Here is a 16,962-nt window from a genome sequence, read left to right on the forward strand (position 1 = left end):
TCTATCTAATAAGCTGTATCCAACCCTTATCGATTATAGCCGGTTGATTATTAATACTATAATTCATAATATAAAAATAAGTTCCCTTAGGGACTTCTTTTCCTTTATAGGTTCCATCCCAAACATCAACAGTAGTCTGAGTTTCAGAAGAAACTAAATTAGCTCCTTCAAAAACCAGATTTCCATAACGATCATAAATAACAATTTTATAATTTATCCCCTCTCTGGATTGAGTATCTGAGTCCCTAAGATTAATTCTTAGTACATCATTAGTATTATCTCCATTCGGTGAAAACTGATTAAAAAGGAAACCTGGGTCTGCAGGAGTTGGTATACCGACCTTAACATCTACAGTACTACTGTTATTTACCTCATTACCATCTTTTGGCGATGACCTAATTAATGTGGCCAAATTACTAAAAGTCCCCTCTATTGGCACTGATACGGTAATTTCTAATGATACTGCATTTTGTTCTCCTACTTCAAGTGAATCAATAGTCCACCTACCTGTCAACTCATTATAATCTCCTGCGGTAGAAACATCACTTATGTAAATAAAACCAGCATCTATACCAACTGGAAGTATATCTTCAATTTCGATATTATTAATTGTATCTCCATTTACAGATTTATTTTCTACACGAATGGTAAATGTTATTTGTTCTCCCAACAATGGAGTTTTATTATCAACAGTCTTTATTACTTCAAGATCAATGCCTTCAGGCACTTCTGTATTTAGAGTTACGGTAGATTCATCGTTTGCTGGATTATTATCTGACGGTATGGACTCTAATAAGGTTGCCGTATTTTCGTATGGCCCTTCCTCAGAAACAGTAACAGTTATGGTAAGTTCTGCAGACAAACCAGCTTCGAGTTCTGCTATGTTCCAAATACCTGAAATTTCATCATAATCGAGAGAGGATTTAGACACAAAATCAAAACCTAATTCTAATAAGTCTCCAATAACAATTGCTCTAGCTTTTCTATCAGATAAGTTGGTTACCATTATTTCAAAAACAACAGTATCACCGATTTGCGCATCTACATTGTCAACAGATTTCAAAACTTCTAAATCTATAGGATCATCACAGTTTGGTGTTGCTACAGGATCACAAGGGTCATCTGGGTCAGAGCCATTGGTTTGTTCGTCTAAATCTGATAAACCATCGCCGTCAGTGTCACAACTACCATTAAATCGGTTGGGAATACATGGGTTGTCGTTAGCAGGATCTTGTTGGTCATTTACACCATCATTATCCGTATCCTCGGTATTTGAATCTAAAGCATCTATAATTCCATCATTATCCTCATCTAAGGGATTGGCTATATCAGTACCAACTTCTTCACCATCTTCAATACCATCACCGTCAGTATCTGGGTTGTTAGGATCTAAGCCTAAGGCAACTTCTTGACCACCTAAAAGTCCGTCATTATCATCATCTGATTCACAATCACTAACATTAACGGTAATATCTATTGTAGAGTTGAGACATGGCGCCGTTGAATTCGTAGTTGTAAATCTGAAAATATATGCTCCTGAAGCCAACCCTTCAAAATCAACAACATTGGTAGAGCTTATATTCACATCTTCAGGACCTGATACAAAAATCCATACACCAGGGTCAGCCCCTGTAAGTCTATTATCTAAATCTAAACTGGTAAGACCGTTGGCCGCTATATTACATATAGAGGCATTTTGAGCAGTACCGGTAGTAGCTTGAAATCCTATTCTAGCAATTATTGGCTGCCTTTCGGTTGTACATTCGTTTTCGGTAGCCTCAACATAATATGTAGTTGTTGTAGTTAAGGGTGGAGTTGTATAAGTTTCTCCAAAAGCTATAGGCGTATCGGATTCTAATGAATCATACCAATTAACAGAAGCACCATCACTTGGTGTAACACTTAACAATAATGTTCCAGAACCACAACGTTCATTACCAGTAATACTAACCAACTGAGGAATGATATTTCGAACAATTTGAACTTCAATATTACCACTCGCACAATTATTTGCCGCATCATAGAAAAAGCCATAATAGGAGGCCGGTGTGCTAACATCTTGAGCTTCTGCAACCGTCAAATGTGAGTTTATTATTAAAGGGTTAGAAACCCTACTCCATGTCAGAACGGTACCGCTAGGAGCAATACTAGTAGTGAAATCATATAGATTGGCTGAAAAAGCACTACCGATATCAACAACACAATATATTGGAGAAACAGATGCATCTAAAACCGGTGCAGCAACACAATTATCATCATCATTTATCGTACCTATAGCTGTACCACCATTTGCACGTTGTACATTATTAGTGGGTAAGCCTAATTGAACATTAAAAGTTTCTGTATCTTCTAAAACTGCGTCATTGTTAATGGGCACAGTAATCGTCTTAGTTTCATTTGCAGTGCCCGTAAAAATCAATGTACCCGGAGTACCCGTATAATCTGTTCCCCCACCTATAGCCGTGTCATCAATAAAAGAATAAGATACTTGTGTACCGCCGACCACTGTAATATCTAAAACAACATTAAAGACAAATTGCCCAGAGGCTAAATCTTCATTTTCTGTAACATCAGAAATAGTTAAAGTAGCTTGATCATTATCATTTATATTAACAGTCGCCGTTTGAGTAGCTGTAGTTCCTAAAACGTAACCAGTTCCAGTGCCAAGAGTAATAATTACCGTTTCAATACCTTCTTGTATTTGATCATTTATCGGGGCTATTACAATTGGTACAGATTGTATGCCATTTGCAATACTTACAGCATTTGCGCTTATTGCAGTATAATCGGTTCCGTTAACTGCTGAACCACTAACAGTATAATTAACGGTTATTGGACCCCCGGTATTATTTGGCGCACTTAAAGCTACAGTAAACTCGCCGGTGGCTACAGCCCCATTACTTTCTGCCGCTGTAGCATCGGATGCAGTAATTCGAGCGACATAAGCATCATCACTTACAATTGTTATACTAGCATTGTTAATAGTACTTATAGAATAGCCATTACCTGCTGCAAGTGTTAAAACAACAGTTTCATTATCTTCTATGGCGGCATCATTTATAGGTGTTACCGTAACAATGGCCGTTTGTTGATTATTAGCAATCGAAGCAGTTCCGCTTAATGCATTAAAATCAAGACCAGATGTGGCCGTACCAGTAATATTATAATTTACAAGGATTGGAGACCCTGTAGTATTTACAGAACCTAAATTAATCGTAAATGTCCCATTTGAGACAGGATTCTCATTAGCAGTTGCCACTGTTGAAACCACTGTTGCGGTATAGGTATCGGTATCAACTATAGTCACTGTTGCTGTTCTTGTTGCGGCAAGTCCTAAATCATAACCTGTACCCGTAGCTAAAGTAACAATTACGGTTTCAGAATTCTCAACATTATTGTCGTTAATAGGTGTGACTGTTATAATCCTGTTTTGTTGACCATTAGCAAAAGTAACAGAACCTGTTAGTGCAGTGTAGTCTGTACCCGAGGTAGCTGTACCACCAACGTTATAATTTACAATTACCGGACCTCCCGTGTTGTTTACCTCATCTAAACTAACAGTAAATGTACCCGTATCAGTAACTGGGGTAGCTTCGGTAGCCGTACCATCAGTTGCAGTAATAGTTGCCGTAAAAACATCATCATCGACTATAGTTACTGTACCAGACGCCGGGGTTCCAATTTCATACAAAGCACTGTTTACGCTATTTAAGGTTATTATTACAGTTTCATCTCCTTCTACCAATACATCATCAATAGGTTGAATATTTAAGTTTGTTGACGAAGCACCATTGGCTATTGATGCATTCCCAGAAATGGTGTAATCCTGTCCAGCGCCTTGTGCAGCACTCCCTGTCAACGTGTAATCAACAACTATTGCAGTTCCTGTATTATTTTGTTCACTCAATTCAATTCTAAATCGACCATCGTTGCCTGACCCATCTTCATTAGTAATCGCCCTATTTGCAAGAACGGTTACCTGTCCTAAATCATCATTCGTTATGGTACCAATAGCTGTATCTCCTGCGATAATATTGGCATTATTGGCGCTTGTAAGGGTAACTATAAATGTTTCGTCATCTTCAATTACAATATCGTTCCCGGTAGTTACCGCTAATTGCTTTGAAACATCCCCTGATAAAAACGTGACAGTTCTTTGCGCACCATTATAATCTTCTGGATAAACAATGGGTGTCGTTCCTATGGTTGCAGTTCCCCCACCAAAATTAACAGTTACGGTATAATCAAATAATGCAGCTTTATCAGCCACAATACTGAACACCAGATTAGTACCTTCAACAGCTGATACATCAGATATACTCAAAGTTGCAGTATCGTCATCAACTATATTAACTGTTGCTGTTGTATTAGCACCTAAAGTATAATCCATACTTGTTGATAGTTCAACAGTTACTGTTTCTGTTCCCTCCAATAAAACATCTTGAAAAGAAGTGTTTACATTAATTAACGCACTACTTAGAAGCGCAGTATAGGTAACATCCACCTCTCCGCTTAAAGCTGTATAATCCACACCTGACGTAGCAGTACTGCTAGCCAAAACAACATATTTCACGGTAACTGTACCAAAATCAGAAAGAGACGCCACTGAAACCCTAAAATTTCCAGGAGTAGCACTTCCCTCTAAGGCGTCCGCATTATTTACAATTGATACCGATTGCCCAAAAATCCCTCCTAGAGAAACAGATAGAAAAAATAAAGCGAAAACAAATAAAGACCGATTAAAGTCGATTGTTTTTGTAATGATTAGAAAAATAGAATGTAATTTCATTTTCATAGTATTCTTTTCATTTCCATCAATTTCATTGAAGAATAATTATAATTCTACAACCAAAAATAAGGACATCAATATTACGAAAAAATCAAGGTAAACCGCTCACAAACAGTTGAAAAAAGGATTTTTAGGTTGAATGGTATACTCGAAAGATAAAAGCCTAGCTATCGAGTATTGGTGACTGAGTTTCTGCGGTAGGTTCAATTTTTTTAATTAAACCTTGTAAAACTTTCCCAGGTCCAATTTCAGTAAACACTGTCGCCCCATCTTTTACCATTTGTTGTACACTTTGCGTCCATTTAACTGGTGCTGTTAATTGCAGCATTAAGTTCTTCTTAATCTCTGTCGGACTATTTACTGCAGTTGTCGTTACATTTTGATAGATAGGACAACTTGGGCTTGCAAAATTCGTATTATCTATTGCTGCTGCAAGTTCTTCTCTAGCAGGCTCCATTAAAGGAGAGTGGAATGCTCCCCGAACAGGTAACATCAGTGCTCTTCGCGCGCCTGCTTCTTTTAATTTTTCACATGCCTGTTCTACAGCATTTATCTCACCCGAAATCACTAATTGACCAGGACAGTTATAATTAGCAGCTACTACAATACCTGAAATTTCTGAACATATTTTTTCTACAACATCATCTTCTAATCCTAAAACGGCAGCCATGGTAGATGGTTTTAACTCACAAGCTTTTTGCATAGCCAAGGCACGTTGCGATACTAATTTTAATCCATTTTCAAAACTCAAGGTATTATTTGCTACAAGCGCAGAAAATTCTCCGAGTGAGTGGCCTGCAACCATGTCTGGTTGAAATGAATCGCCCATTACCTTACTTAAGATAACAGAGTGCAGAAATATAGCTGGCTGCGTTACTTTTGTCTCTTTTAATCCTTCGGCAGTACCATTGAACATTATTTCGGTAATATCGAAACCTAAAATATCATTTGCCTTTAAAAATAATTCTTTGGCGATAGGATATTTCTCATATAAATCAAGTCCCATTCCAACAAATTGAGCACCTTGCCCAGGAAAAACATATGCGTTCATAACTTTTAATTTTGGTGCGGCAAAAGTACAAATTTTAGATAGATTGCCGTATTGAAATTACGAACAGCCTCTATTCTGACTCTTTGAACCAACCTGAGTACATGATATACGCTTCTGCTATTCTATTAATTTCTCCTGAACTTAATTCGGGACTAATATCTTTTATTTTCTTAGCTGGCATACCCGCAAATATGGTTCCCGATGGCACATGGGTCCCCTTAGTAAGAACAGCTCCGGCTGCTATTATACTGTTACTCTCAACGATACAATCATCCATAATAATACTACCCATACCAATCAACACATTATCATGAATAGTACACCCATGTACAATTGCATTATGACCAATAGATACATTATCACCTATTGTTGTTGGCGATTTTTTATACGTGCAATGAATAACAACCCCATCTTGAACATTTACCTTATCGCCCATTTTAATAAAATGTACATCGCCCCTAAGCACAGCATTAAACCAAACACTGCATTGATTACCCATTATTACTTCACCTACAATAGTTGCATTTTCAGCAATAAAGCAATCATCACCTATTACAGGTTCTTTACCTCTAACACCTTTTATCATACCCTTTGTTTATTATTTAATTAAAATAGGACAGGAAATCCTTCTTTTTAGATGCGGAAACCATCACTTCTTTTCCATTAGACATCACCACGCTACCTCCTTTGCCTTTTCTGTATTTGACCACCTCATTCACATTTACCAAAAACGATTTATGCACACGCGCAAAAGGAAACTCGGCCAAAGCATCTTCAAAATACTTCAAAGTCTTACTCACCAATATTTTCTTATTCAGTAGATAAATCTCAGTGTAATTATCATCAGCTTTACAATATAGAATTTCAGAAATATTCAATATTTGAAATCCGTCTTGCTGAGGCAACGTCAATTTACCTTCAACTCCTTTCGACTTGGTAGTTAATATCTCACCTTCTAAACTCGCTTCTTTTTCCCGTACACCTTCAACATAATTGACAGCATTAATTAATTCATCAATATTAATTGGCTTAGTCAAATAATATGCAGCATGATTATTCAAAGCATCTTTTGCATAATGGTTATACGCAGTAACAAAAATAGTTTCAAAAGTTCTATCGGGTAGCCGATCTAATAGATCGAACGCATTACCAAAAGGCATCTCGACATCTAAGAATACAAGATCAAGAATATTATTCTCTATCATTACTAAAGCTTCTTTTATGGATGCCGCCTCACCGACTAAATCGATACTCGGGCAATATTTACCAATGTAATTTCTAAGAATTTCTCTACTATTGGCCTCATCTTCGACCAAAATTGCTTTTAAACTCATTTTTCTTTTTTTAATATAAAAAGCACCTTGGTACCTGAACCATCTATTTCTAAGTCTGAAATCTCAATATCTACCTTATCGGCATACATATCATTTAAAATAGCAACCCTTTTTTCGATTATCCCCATGCCTTTAGATTTTTGTTTCTTTTGGTTTTGAGTTTTAATAGATGCAGATTTCTTACGCCCTATACCATTGTCAGTAATACATATCGAAATTGATTTACTAGTGTTTTCTTTAATAGAAACTGACAAAAAACCTTTTGTTTCTCTATACCTTAGACCATGCCAAATTGCATTTTCAATGTAAGGCTGCAACAACATAGGTGGTATTTGATACTTTGAAATTTGAACGTCCTTATCTATAGTAATTTCATATTCGAACTTATCTTCAAACCTCGAATGTTCTAATTTCATATAAAGTTCTAATTGCTGTAGTTCTTTTTCTAACGGAATAAAATCTTCTTCAGAATTTTCGAGTACCGAGCGCATCAAAGAAGAGAAATCACTTAAGTACCTATTGGCACTTCTTTCATCGCTTTTAGAAATAAAATTATTAACCGAATTTAATGCGTTGAATATGAAATGCGGATTCATTTGCGACCTCAACGATTTTAACGCCAATAAATTATTGGCCAATTTCTGCTGCTGATTACTTCGATAAAAGAAGAATGCAGCTAAAAGAGTTAATAGTAATCCGAAAATCAATGAATAAATAATCCACTGTTGCCTCGCATTACTTTCTTTAACCAACTCTTGTTCGGTTAATGCTAAATCATATTTACTTTGCGACAACTCTCGCTCTTGCTCTAGTCCTGTTAGTCTATTTTGAGCATTGGCAATTTCCCTATTAAATCTAGTTGCCCTAGATATTTCTTGTTCTTTACGTATGTATAATGAATCGACCAAAGCAACATACGATTGGTAGGTGTCTAAGGCTTTAGTAAAATCACCTTTCTCTTTATACACCTCAGAAAGCTTTCTGGTAGCATCTTTTTGTACAACAAGATCATCTTCAGAATCAGCCTCAACAATACTTCTTTCTAAAAAAGGTATTGCTTCGTTATACTTATCTTGAGAGATATACGCATTTGCTATTTTATAATTAATTCGTTGCGATGTAATTGTATCACCAAGTTCTGACTTAGTTACGCCTGCGTTAGGTGAGCTAAGTTTTTTTAAATCTTGCAGGCTATTTTTTCGCATAGTAATCTCTTCACTATACCTATTTTTGGCATTATAAAAATCAGCCACCTTTTCCTTTTCTTGCAAAGCTCTTTTAGGTGCCTGTTGGGAAGCCAATTCAAGCGAATTTCCGTAATATGCTTCAGCTTCTATCGTTTGATTACTTAAAGAGTATGTGTCAGCGATTTTAGAATTGAGATCTGTCATTTTCGAAGTAATCTGATTCTTATTAGCAATTAAGAGTCCTTTATTATACAACTGAATGGCTTCAGAAATCTTTCCATCACCCTTTTTTGAATCACCTAACAACTCATAACATTGTACACTTTGGTACGGGGGCATAGATTTAATTTCCAATAAAGGATTTAATAGATTAACGGTTTCTTTAAATCTCGAGGTTAGATTATAAGCCTTAGCTAACAATAATGATGTTGCAATCGTCTTATTCGCATCTAAGGCATCCTCATAATTATCGATAGCTAAATCTAATTGCTTATGATATTGATAAATTTCACCAAGTTTAGATAGTGATCTTGCGAATTCTTTTTTTCTACCCCTTTTACCTAATAAGGATATTGATTGTGCTACATAGTCAATACTTTTTTCAATATCCTGTGCTTTATATGTTTCGGCAGAATCTAACAAAGCTTGATGTTCTAAAGAAATATCAGGCGATGATTTTAATCGACTGCTTATTGATGAAGTTTCAAAATCTTCTACTAAAATGAGAACATCATCATTTTGCTTTACGTTATATCGTAAAGTTTCTATGTCTTCGTGCTCAATTATAAGTATATCGCCTATTTTGGTTCTTATCTCAAATTCTCCAAGTCCGTTAGTTACAACTAAATTCCCCAAATTATTTGAAATTGACACACCAGAAATAGGTCTACCGGTATTTTTAGCTTCGACCCTACCCTTTAAATTGAACTTTACGGTACCATTTTGTATTTGAGAATGACTTGTAAAAGTTCCCAATATAAAGCAGATAAATATATAGAATAATAAATTTTTCATTCGCTATTATTACTGTAAACTTAGCTGATTTATAGGTCACAAAAAAATAGGTTAAATACCAAAAACAGTCATTTAACTCCCAATTTAAATAGTTTACAAACTCAGCGAACTACTTAACTAAGTGAGAAGGTGCGTTTACTCATTACCATTATTTTTAAAGAAATATTGCCATTAGTTTTAGCCTTGAATTTAAAACTACAAACATGAAAACATTAAAAAAAATAACAACTTCGGGATTACTTCTGTTTGGTATATCAACTGTACTTGGTTGTGTAGACGAACCTAAACAAAAACAAATTGAACTAATTGCACATGCTCATTCCCCTTTGGAAATAAAAAAAGATAATATTGTACAAATTGCATTATTACTTGATACTAGTAATAGTATGGACGGTTTAATTAACCAAGCAAAATCGCAACTTTGGGATATCGTAAATGAATTCAGCCTTGCCAAATGGGGAAATGATGCCAGACCAAATTTACAGATTGCACTGTATCAGTATGGCAACGACAATTTATCGGCTGATGAAGGTTACATACAACAAGTATTAGGTTTTAGTAGCGACCTTGATGAAATATCCGAAAAACTATTCTTATTGACGACCAATGGTGGGGAAGAATATTGCGGTAAAGTTTTACAGGCCTCATTGGCTCAGTTACCATGGAATAAAAACCCAGATCTATTACGCATGATATTTATTGCTGGCAATGAACCTTTTGACCAAGGGCAATACAATTATAAAACTGCATTGACCAATGCCAATGAGAAAGATGTTGTTGTTAATACCATTTTCTGTGGAAACTACGATTTGGGCATTAATACCAATTGGAAAAATGGAGCAACACTAACCGGTGGTGAATATATGGCCATTGACCACAACAAAGAAGTTGTTCAAATAACTACCCCATATGATGAAATTATCATAAAGCTTAATTCAAGATTGAACAAGACTTACATTTCTTATGGTTCTTTGGGAAAATCAAAATATATTGCTCAAGAGGTTCAAGATCGCAATGCGCTTTCTATGCAAGAGGCTGTTGCCGTTAAAAGAGCCGTTAGTAAAAGTTCAAGGCTTTACAATAATAAAAAATGGGATTTGGTTGACGCTTATGATGATGCCGAATTTGAAATCAGCTCAATAGAAAAAGACGAGTTACCTGAGGAACTACAAAGCAAGAGTGAAAACGAAATCAAGAAGTTTGTTGAATCGAAAAAAAATGAGCGAGAAGAAATTCAAAAAGAAATAAAGAAGTACAATTCTAAACGCTTAACCTACATCACCGAAAATCAAAAAAACAATAACTCTGGTGAGTTAGAAAATGCAATGATTCAGGCCATTAAAAAACAAGCTGCATCAAAAAACTATAGATGGGATTAATCTTAGAAAAGATAATTGGCCTGTTTTATCAAACGGGCCTTTTTTTAGTTAGCTGCCGGACAATAGCAATCGTACTTACGCTCGGTCTGTCCGAAATCATAACCAATGGTAATCTGATGAAATCCACCATTATCAAAACGGATATCGCCCATTTGATATGAATAGTTATAAGAAACCATAAAATTATTAATATTAGCTCCTACTATGGGTGTTACGAGTTGTAAACGTTGTTCACCAAAACCATTTGTAGTTTGAAATTGGGCACCATCAAAACTTCTTCGATAAGAGAGTCCGCCCCAAATACGTCCAAAATCAACATCCTTATATACCTTGGCATTAATATCCATGGTTTTCTCTTTCGTAAACTCAGTCATTTGGAACAATATCGAAGGTTCAACTTGCCATTCACTTCTACCAATTACATAACCGGCAGAAACGAGGTATCTTCTAATATTATCGATTACTAATTGGTCAGGGTTATCTTGTCTATCTCTATAGTATACATTTCTTTTACTACCTGTTAATGCGTTAGTCACTGCAAAATGAGTGTAGAATTCTTGAAAATTATATGAAATACCAATATCAACGTTAGTATATGATGCACTCAATTTTATTCCAGATACGGCAGGATCCGGGGTAACAGATCTAAATTCGGTTTCATCTAAACTACTCTGTAAAACTGTACCACTTAATCCGAAAGAAAGTTGATTCAAAACTCTCATATCACTGCTGCCCATTCTTAAATGGTGAGCATATGTTAATTTTAAGCCAGTTTGAGAATGATAACCATTTGCATCATTAAATAGTATGGCTCCTATTCCACTGGGGGTATCTCCAATTCTAAAATGTGCATTAATCGTTTGTAAACTAGGGGCATCATCGACATCGAACCACTGCTTTCTAGCGGTCGCCCTAATTTTTCCTCCTTCACCTATACCTGCCATAGAAGGAAATACCAAATAATAGTTATCTGACAAATAATCAAAATATACAGGAATGCCCTCCTGTGCTATAGATTTTGAACCTATCATTAACACGGTAAACAATAGTAGAATATGGTATCTCATCTTTGGGATTATAAACTAGACCTTAGTTTTGATAATATAAAGTGTATAACGGGTTAACCACAACATTATTATGTAGGACTAAACTAAGATTTCCTTCGTATTTTTGCATAAATTAATTGAGACATGAAAGAGTATTCTATTACAGTTGTTAAGACTAATAATCCCAATATACTAAAGTTCGAAACTAATCATCTATTAGTTCAACGAAAAAACTACGAGTACAAAAATATAGATGAAGCCAAAAATTCACCGTTGGCTCAACAATTATTTTATTTACCATTTATAAAAACAGTATATATTTCTGGTGATTTCATTGGTCTAGAACGATATGATATTGTTAAGTGGGAAGATGTTAAAGATGAGGTTGCGCAACAATTGGTCGAATACTTGAACGCAGGAGAACCTATTGTTCTTGAAGAAGATTTGGATAAACCAATACCTGTAACCGTTTATGCAGAGGTTACACCAAACCCATCTACGATGAAGTTTGTAGCCAGTAAAAAAATAGTTGGTTCAGCGTTTGAATTCAAAAATATTGACGAAGCCCGAGATTCGAAATTAGCGACAGCATTATTTCAATTTCCGTTTGTAAAACAAGTATTTATTGATGAAAATTATGTTTCGGTTTCAAAATACGAAGTTGCCGAATGGGAAGACATCAATATAGAATTAAGAGAAGTGATTAGAAATTTTATTGCTGACGGAAAGGAGATTGTTGCCGATAACGCAAAATCAATTGGTACCGAAGCGCAAGTTTCCGAAACGGTATCTGCAGAAAGTACAATTGCCCTAGATGAAACATCACAAGAAATTGTGGATATTTTGGAAGAATACGTAAAGCCTGCGGTTGCAAGTGATGGAGGAAATATTATGTTCAAATCTTATGATAAGGACAGTAAAACTGTAAACGTAATACTACAAGGTGCGTGTAGCGGCTGTCCTTCTTCTACGTATACTTTAAAAAACGGTATAGAAACTATGCTTAAAAATATGATGGGTGATAAAGTAAATGAAGTTGTAGCCCTAAACGGTTAATAAATCCTTGGATATCATCAAATTTTGCCTTCAAATTTCGTAACTTAGAGTGAATCTAAAAATACCTTATTATGGCAGTTTTAAAAGTAATTGAAATATTAGCAAATTCTGATACTGGTTGGGAAGACGCAGCAAAAAAAGCAGTTTCTGAAGCCTCTAAATCGGTAAAGAATATTAAATCGGTTTATATCAACGAGCAAAGTGCGACTGTTGAAGATGGAAAAATCAAAAATTATAGAGTGAATGTTAAAATCACTTTCGAAGTGAAATAACAAAAATCATACAAGTTTAAAAGCGCCTTTTGGCGTTTTTTTTTGTCCTAAAATTAATAAGTATTCTAATGGTTAAGCATCCGAAATTCACCAATAATCTAATCAAAGAAAGTAGTCCGTATTTACTTCAACACGCCCATAACCCAGTAAACTGGGAAGCATGGAACGCTGAAGCATTACAGCGCGCGAAAGAGGAAAACAAACTTATTTTAATAAGTATTGGCTATGCTGCTTGTCATTGGTGCCATGTCATGGAACATGAATGTTTTGAAGATGAGGATGTCGCTAGGACTATGAATTCTCATTTTATTAATATTAAGGTTGACCGTGAAGAAAGACCAGATATTGACCATATATACATGGATGCTTTACAAATGATGACAGGAAGTGGTGGTTGGCCTTTAAATATTTTAGCCTTACCTGATGGAAGACCCTTCTGGGGAGCCACTTTTGTAAAGAAACAAGAATGGATTCAAGTGTTAAACCAATTGCAAGAGTTATATACAAACGATTCTCAAAAAATTATTGGATATGCCGAAAACATGGCTCATGGATTAAAAGAAATAAATACCGTAGCCATTGAGAAAAATAGTGACATTATAACCGTTTCTGATATAAAAAAAATAGTAAAAGATTGGTCTACGTATTTCGATACATTTCTAGGAGGCTATAAGAGAGCACCCAAATTCATGATGCCCGTAAATCTAAATTTTCTTTTACATTATGGGCATTCACAAAAAGATGAAGCAATCAATGAATATGTGCATACTACATTAACAAGAATGGCTTGGGGCGGTATTTTCGACCATGTAGGCGGTGGCTTTTCGAGATACTCGGTAGACACGAAATGGCATGTACCCCATTTTGAAAAAATGCTTTACGATAACGGATTATTAATCAGTCTCTATGCCAAAGCGTACGCGGCAACCAAGAACACTTTATATAAAAATGTAGTACAACAATCCATATCTTTTATTGAAGAAGAACTTTTAGATGTTAGCAATGGTTTTTACTCCTCTCTTGATGCTGATAGTTTAACGGAAACAGGAAAATTGGTAGAAGGAGCTTTTTATGTTTGGGAAGAAAAACAACTTCAAAAAATTCTCGGAGAGAATTACCCTCTTTTTGCTGATTTTTATAGTATCAATACTTATGGTTTTTGGGAAGAAGACAAATACGTGTTAATTAGGGACGCAGAAGCAACGGAAATTGGGAATAAGCACAATCTATCAGAAGAACAAGTATTCAATATCATAACCAAATGTTTAAACTCATTAAAGCTAGAACGCAAGAAAAGGGACAAGCCTAGGCTTGATGACAAAATTCTAACCTCTTGGAACGGTCTAGCCCTAAAAGGACTTACCGATGCCTATAGGTATTTGGGAAACAACAAATATTTAGAAATGGCCCAACAGAACGCGCATTTCATTCTAAACAAATTAGTTGATAAAGAGGGTGGTCTTTATCATAATCATAAAAACGGCAAAAGCACTATTTCTGGTTTTCTTGAGGATTATGCTGCTGTAATTGACGGTTTTATAAGTTTATACGAAGTAAGTTATGACGAAACATGGCTTACTCACAGCTTAAAACTTACCCATTACGTACTTGATAATTTTTCAGACACCTCAACCGGATTGTTTTTCTTCACCTCGAATAAAGAAGAAGCTTTAATTCGAAAAACCTTAGAAGTAGCTGATAATGTGATACCCTCATCCAATTCTATAATGGCTCATAATCTTTTGAAGCTTTCTAAATATTTTCCAGAGGAAAATATTGAAATAAGATTGAATCAAATCATGAATACTATGCAGAAATCAATTACCGATAATCCGCAAAACCACGCTAATTGGCTTCACTTATCACTATTAATGAGTCAAGATTACTATGAAGTTGTCGTTATTGGTGAAAATTTTGAACCCATATGCAAAAGCATAATGAATAGCTACTTGCCAAACGCTATATTTGCCGCTTCGAATTCTAAAACCAGTAATTTACCCTTGTTAATGAATAGACATGCAGAGAAAAAAACGCTAATATATGTATGTAAACATGGTACATGTCAATTACCCGTTGAAGAAACCAAAGAAGCCTTAAAATTAGTAATGGCACAATTTTAATAATTTTTAAGTCCTAACATTTGAATTACATTTTACAAATGTTCAGTTTTAAAATATCAAAAATCAGATATCGATTATGGATAAAATAATGAACCTTCAAGAACATGCAGACAAAGCATTAGATTGGATGTGGGCCGTTATGCCCAATTTAGTAATTGCGCTCTTTCTTTTATTTGCAGGAACATATGTCATACGTTTCATTAATAAAATGGTACGTAGGTTCTTTTTAAAGAAAGACTATGATTTGGCCTTGGAATCATTTCTACAAAGCTTTATTAATATAGCGTTAAAAATGATACTGTTTGTACTAGTCATTACCCAATTGGGAGTGCAAACCACTTCTTTGGTTGCGGTACTTGCTTCAGCTGGTCTAGCAATAGGCTTGGCACTTCAAGGATCGCTAGCCAATTTTGCCGGTGGCGTTTTAATATTATTATTCAAACCCTTTAAAATTGGAGATTTTATTTCTGCTCAAGGAGTTGATGGAACCGTAAAAGAAATTTCGATTTTCACTACAAAAGTTAGCACGTTTGGAAACCAAATGGCCATAATACCAAATGGACAACTTTCTAATAACACAATTATAAATTACAATTCTCAAGACACAAGAAGAGATAAAATTGATGTGGGTATTGGTTATGGTTCTAACATAAAACAAGCGAAAGAAATTCTTTTGGCAATATGTGCTGAATATGAAACTATCCTTCAAACCCCTACACCTGAAGTATATGTGGGAGAATTAGGGGATAGCTCAGTAAACTTAACGCTTCGTTTTTGGGCAAATAATCCAGATTTTTGGGCAGCGCATTTTCATGTTCTGGAAGAAACAAAATATCGATTCGATGCTGCTGGTATTGAAATACCATTCCCACAACGTGTAGTTACCCAAATGAAAAATTAAAATTTATTATAGTAGTAAATTAAAATCCTCTATGAATTAGAGGATTTTTTTTTGCAGTTAATTGATTTTCAATTAATTAATTATTTATTAATTTTAAGTAAAATCAATAGTTATGAACAGGCTTTTAATTTTGATGTTTTTTATATCCAATTTATGCTTTTCGCAGGGAGTTCAAGGCATTGGACGTCCAGCTGGCGTATTGACTCCTGCACAAATGGGAATGTCTTTTTTTGAAGTACCTATTGACGGTTCGCCATATATGAATGAGATTTTCAAAAAAGGAAAAACTATAATTAATGGTAAACATACAAGTGATGCTTTAATGAGATATGATGCATACCGTGACGCAATTGAAATAAAAAATGAAAATGATGTAGCAAGAACTTTATTAAGAAGAAGCAACATTGTCGCCGATATAGATGGTACAATTTATATGGTTAGGGAGTATCGCGAATCAGGTGAAAATAAATTAGGATATTTCAACCCCCTAAATGAAGGATATGCCAGGCTTTTAAAAAAACCAAAGAAAATATTTGTACAAGCCGAAAATCCAGAAAACGGGTACGATAAATTTAAACCTGCAAAATATCAGGACATATCAATGTATTATATGCAAAAAGGTGATGAACCCGCAATTGAAACTAAACTATCAAAAAGAAAGATTCTAAGTTTTTTAGATGATAGTTCTGAAATCTTGAAACAATATATTAAGAAAAATGAATTGAATATGCGATTAGAAAGTGATATTATTCAATTGATAAACTATTACAATACTCAGGAAACGAATAAGAAAATATTATAAGCATATTTTTT

General features: G+C 35.0%; 12 protein-coding genes. 6 read left to right on the plus strand and 6 right to left on the minus strand.

From position 1 onward, the window contains the following. Position 1: 1 nt before the first annotated feature. From BMY56_RS10050 to BMY56_RS10070, 5 genes are all read right to left on the minus strand, one after another. On the minus strand, positions 2-4,795 hold the full coding sequence (locus BMY56_RS10050; RefSeq protein WP_091623475.1) for a Calx-beta domain-containing protein: 4,794 nt from the start codon (positions 4,793-4,795) through the stop codon (positions 2-4). Positions 4,796-4,952: 157 nt separating this feature from the next. Next, positions 4,953-5,840 (minus strand): ACP S-malonyltransferase, encoded by an 888-nt coding sequence (fabD, locus tag BMY56_RS10055; protein ID WP_091623478.1) that lies wholly within the window; start codon positions 5,838-5,840, stop codon positions 4,953-4,955. 70 nt (positions 5,841-5,910) lie between these two features. Beyond that, positions 5,911-6,426: a gamma carbonic anhydrase family protein gene (locus tag BMY56_RS10060; RefSeq protein WP_091623481.1), complete on the minus strand. Its 516-nt coding sequence runs from the start codon at positions 6,424-6,426 to the stop codon at positions 5,911-5,913. Positions 6,427-6,442: 16 nt separating this feature from the next. Further along, the gene (locus BMY56_RS10065) at positions 6,443-7,174 is read right to left on the minus strand and encodes a LytR/AlgR family response regulator transcription factor (RefSeq protein WP_091623484.1); all 732 of its coding nucleotides are present in this window, start codon (positions 7,172-7,174) and stop codon (positions 6,443-6,445) included. Beyond that, complete coding sequence (locus BMY56_RS10070) at positions 7,171-9,375, minus strand: histidine kinase (protein WP_091623487.1); 2,205 nt, start codon at positions 9,373-9,375, stop codon at positions 7,171-7,173. The genes BMY56_RS10065 and BMY56_RS10070 overlap by 4 nt, the downstream gene beginning before the upstream one ends. 203 nt (positions 9,376-9,578) lie before the next feature. On the opposite strand from BMY56_RS10070, the gene BMY56_RS10075 reads away from it, so the two are divergent. Continuing rightward, positions 9,579-10,754 carry a vWA domain-containing protein gene (locus BMY56_RS10075; protein ID WP_091623489.1) on the plus strand — a complete coding sequence of 392 codons (1,176 nt, stop codon included), beginning with the start codon at positions 9,579-9,581 and terminating at the stop codon, positions 10,752-10,754. A 44-nt stretch (positions 10,755-10,798) separates the two neighbouring features. On the opposite strand, the gene BMY56_RS10080 is transcribed toward BMY56_RS10075, so the two are convergent. After that, positions 10,799-11,821 carry a PorP/SprF family type IX secretion system membrane protein gene (locus BMY56_RS10080; RefSeq protein WP_091623492.1) on the minus strand — a complete coding sequence of 341 codons (1,023 nt, stop codon included), beginning with the start codon at positions 11,819-11,821 and terminating at the stop codon, positions 10,799-10,801. 123 nt (positions 11,822-11,944) lie between these two features. On the opposite strand from BMY56_RS10080, the gene BMY56_RS10085 reads away from it, so the two are divergent. From BMY56_RS10085 to BMY56_RS10105, 5 genes are all read left to right on the plus strand, one after another. Further along, positions 11,945-12,856, plus strand: coding sequence for a NifU family protein (locus BMY56_RS10085; RefSeq protein WP_091623496.1), 912 nt, complete (start codon positions 11,945-11,947; stop codon positions 12,854-12,856). 71 nt (positions 12,857-12,927) lie between these two features. After that, a complete protein-coding gene (locus tag BMY56_RS10090; protein ID WP_091623499.1) occupies positions 12,928-13,128 on the plus strand; it encodes a dodecin family protein in 201 nt (66 codons plus the stop codon). A gap of 68 nt (positions 13,129-13,196) precedes the next feature. Next, positions 13,197-15,248: a thioredoxin domain-containing protein gene (locus BMY56_RS10095; RefSeq protein WP_091623501.1), complete on the plus strand. Its 2,052-nt coding sequence runs from the start codon at positions 13,197-13,199 to the stop codon at positions 15,246-15,248. A gap of 76 nt (positions 15,249-15,324) precedes the next feature. Then, entirely contained in the window at positions 15,325-16,149 is an 825-nt protein-coding gene (locus BMY56_RS10100; protein WP_091623504.1) for a mechanosensitive ion channel family protein, read from the plus strand. Between the two features lie 112 nt (positions 16,150-16,261). After that, the gene (locus BMY56_RS10105) at positions 16,262-16,951 is read left to right on the plus strand and encodes a hypothetical protein (protein WP_143057808.1); all 690 of its coding nucleotides are present in this window, start codon (positions 16,262-16,264) and stop codon (positions 16,949-16,951) included. Positions 16,952-16,962 lie beyond the last annotated feature (11 nt).

This window comes from Maribacter orientalis, from assembly GCF_900109345.1.
In the GTDB taxonomy this organism is placed as follows: Bacteria; Bacteroidota; Bacteroidia; order Flavobacteriales; family Flavobacteriaceae; genus Maribacter; species Maribacter orientalis.

Excerpts from the sequence above, each read along its gene's own strand:
- BMY56_RS10050 (WP_091623475.1), bottom strand. The coding sequence starts at position 4,795 with ATGAAAATGAAATTACATTCTATTTTTCTAATCATTACAAAAACAATC.
- fabD (WP_091623478.1), bottom strand. The coding sequence starts at position 5,840 with ATGAACGCATATGTTTTTCCTGGGCAAGGTGCTCAATTTGTTGGAATG.
- BMY56_RS10060 (WP_091623481.1), bottom strand. The coding sequence starts at position 6,426 with ATGATAAAAGGTGTTAGAGGTAAAGAACCTGTAATAGGTGATGATTGC.
- BMY56_RS10065 (WP_091623484.1), bottom strand. The coding sequence starts at position 7,174 with ATGAGTTTAAAAGCAATTTTGGTCGAAGATGAGGCCAATAGTAGAGAA.
- BMY56_RS10070 (WP_091623487.1), bottom strand. The coding sequence starts at position 9,375 with ATGAAAAATTTATTATTCTATATATTTATCTGCTTTATATTGGGAACT.
- BMY56_RS10075 (WP_091623489.1), top strand. The coding sequence starts at position 9,579 with ATGAAAACATTAAAAAAAATAACAACTTCGGGATTACTTCTGTTTGGT.
- BMY56_RS10080 (WP_091623492.1), bottom strand. The coding sequence starts at position 11,821 with ATGAGATACCATATTCTACTATTGTTTACCGTGTTAATGATAGGTTCA.
- BMY56_RS10085 (WP_091623496.1), top strand. The coding sequence starts at position 11,945 with ATGAAAGAGTATTCTATTACAGTTGTTAAGACTAATAATCCCAATATA.
- BMY56_RS10090 (WP_091623499.1), top strand. The coding sequence starts at position 12,928 with ATGGCAGTTTTAAAAGTAATTGAAATATTAGCAAATTCTGATACTGGT.
- BMY56_RS10095 (WP_091623501.1), top strand. The coding sequence starts at position 13,197 with ATGGTTAAGCATCCGAAATTCACCAATAATCTAATCAAAGAAAGTAGT.
- BMY56_RS10100 (WP_091623504.1), top strand. The coding sequence starts at position 15,325 with ATGGATAAAATAATGAACCTTCAAGAACATGCAGACAAAGCATTAGAT.
- BMY56_RS10105 (WP_143057808.1), top strand. The coding sequence starts at position 16,262 with ATGAACAGGCTTTTAATTTTGATGTTTTTTATATCCAATTTATGCTTT.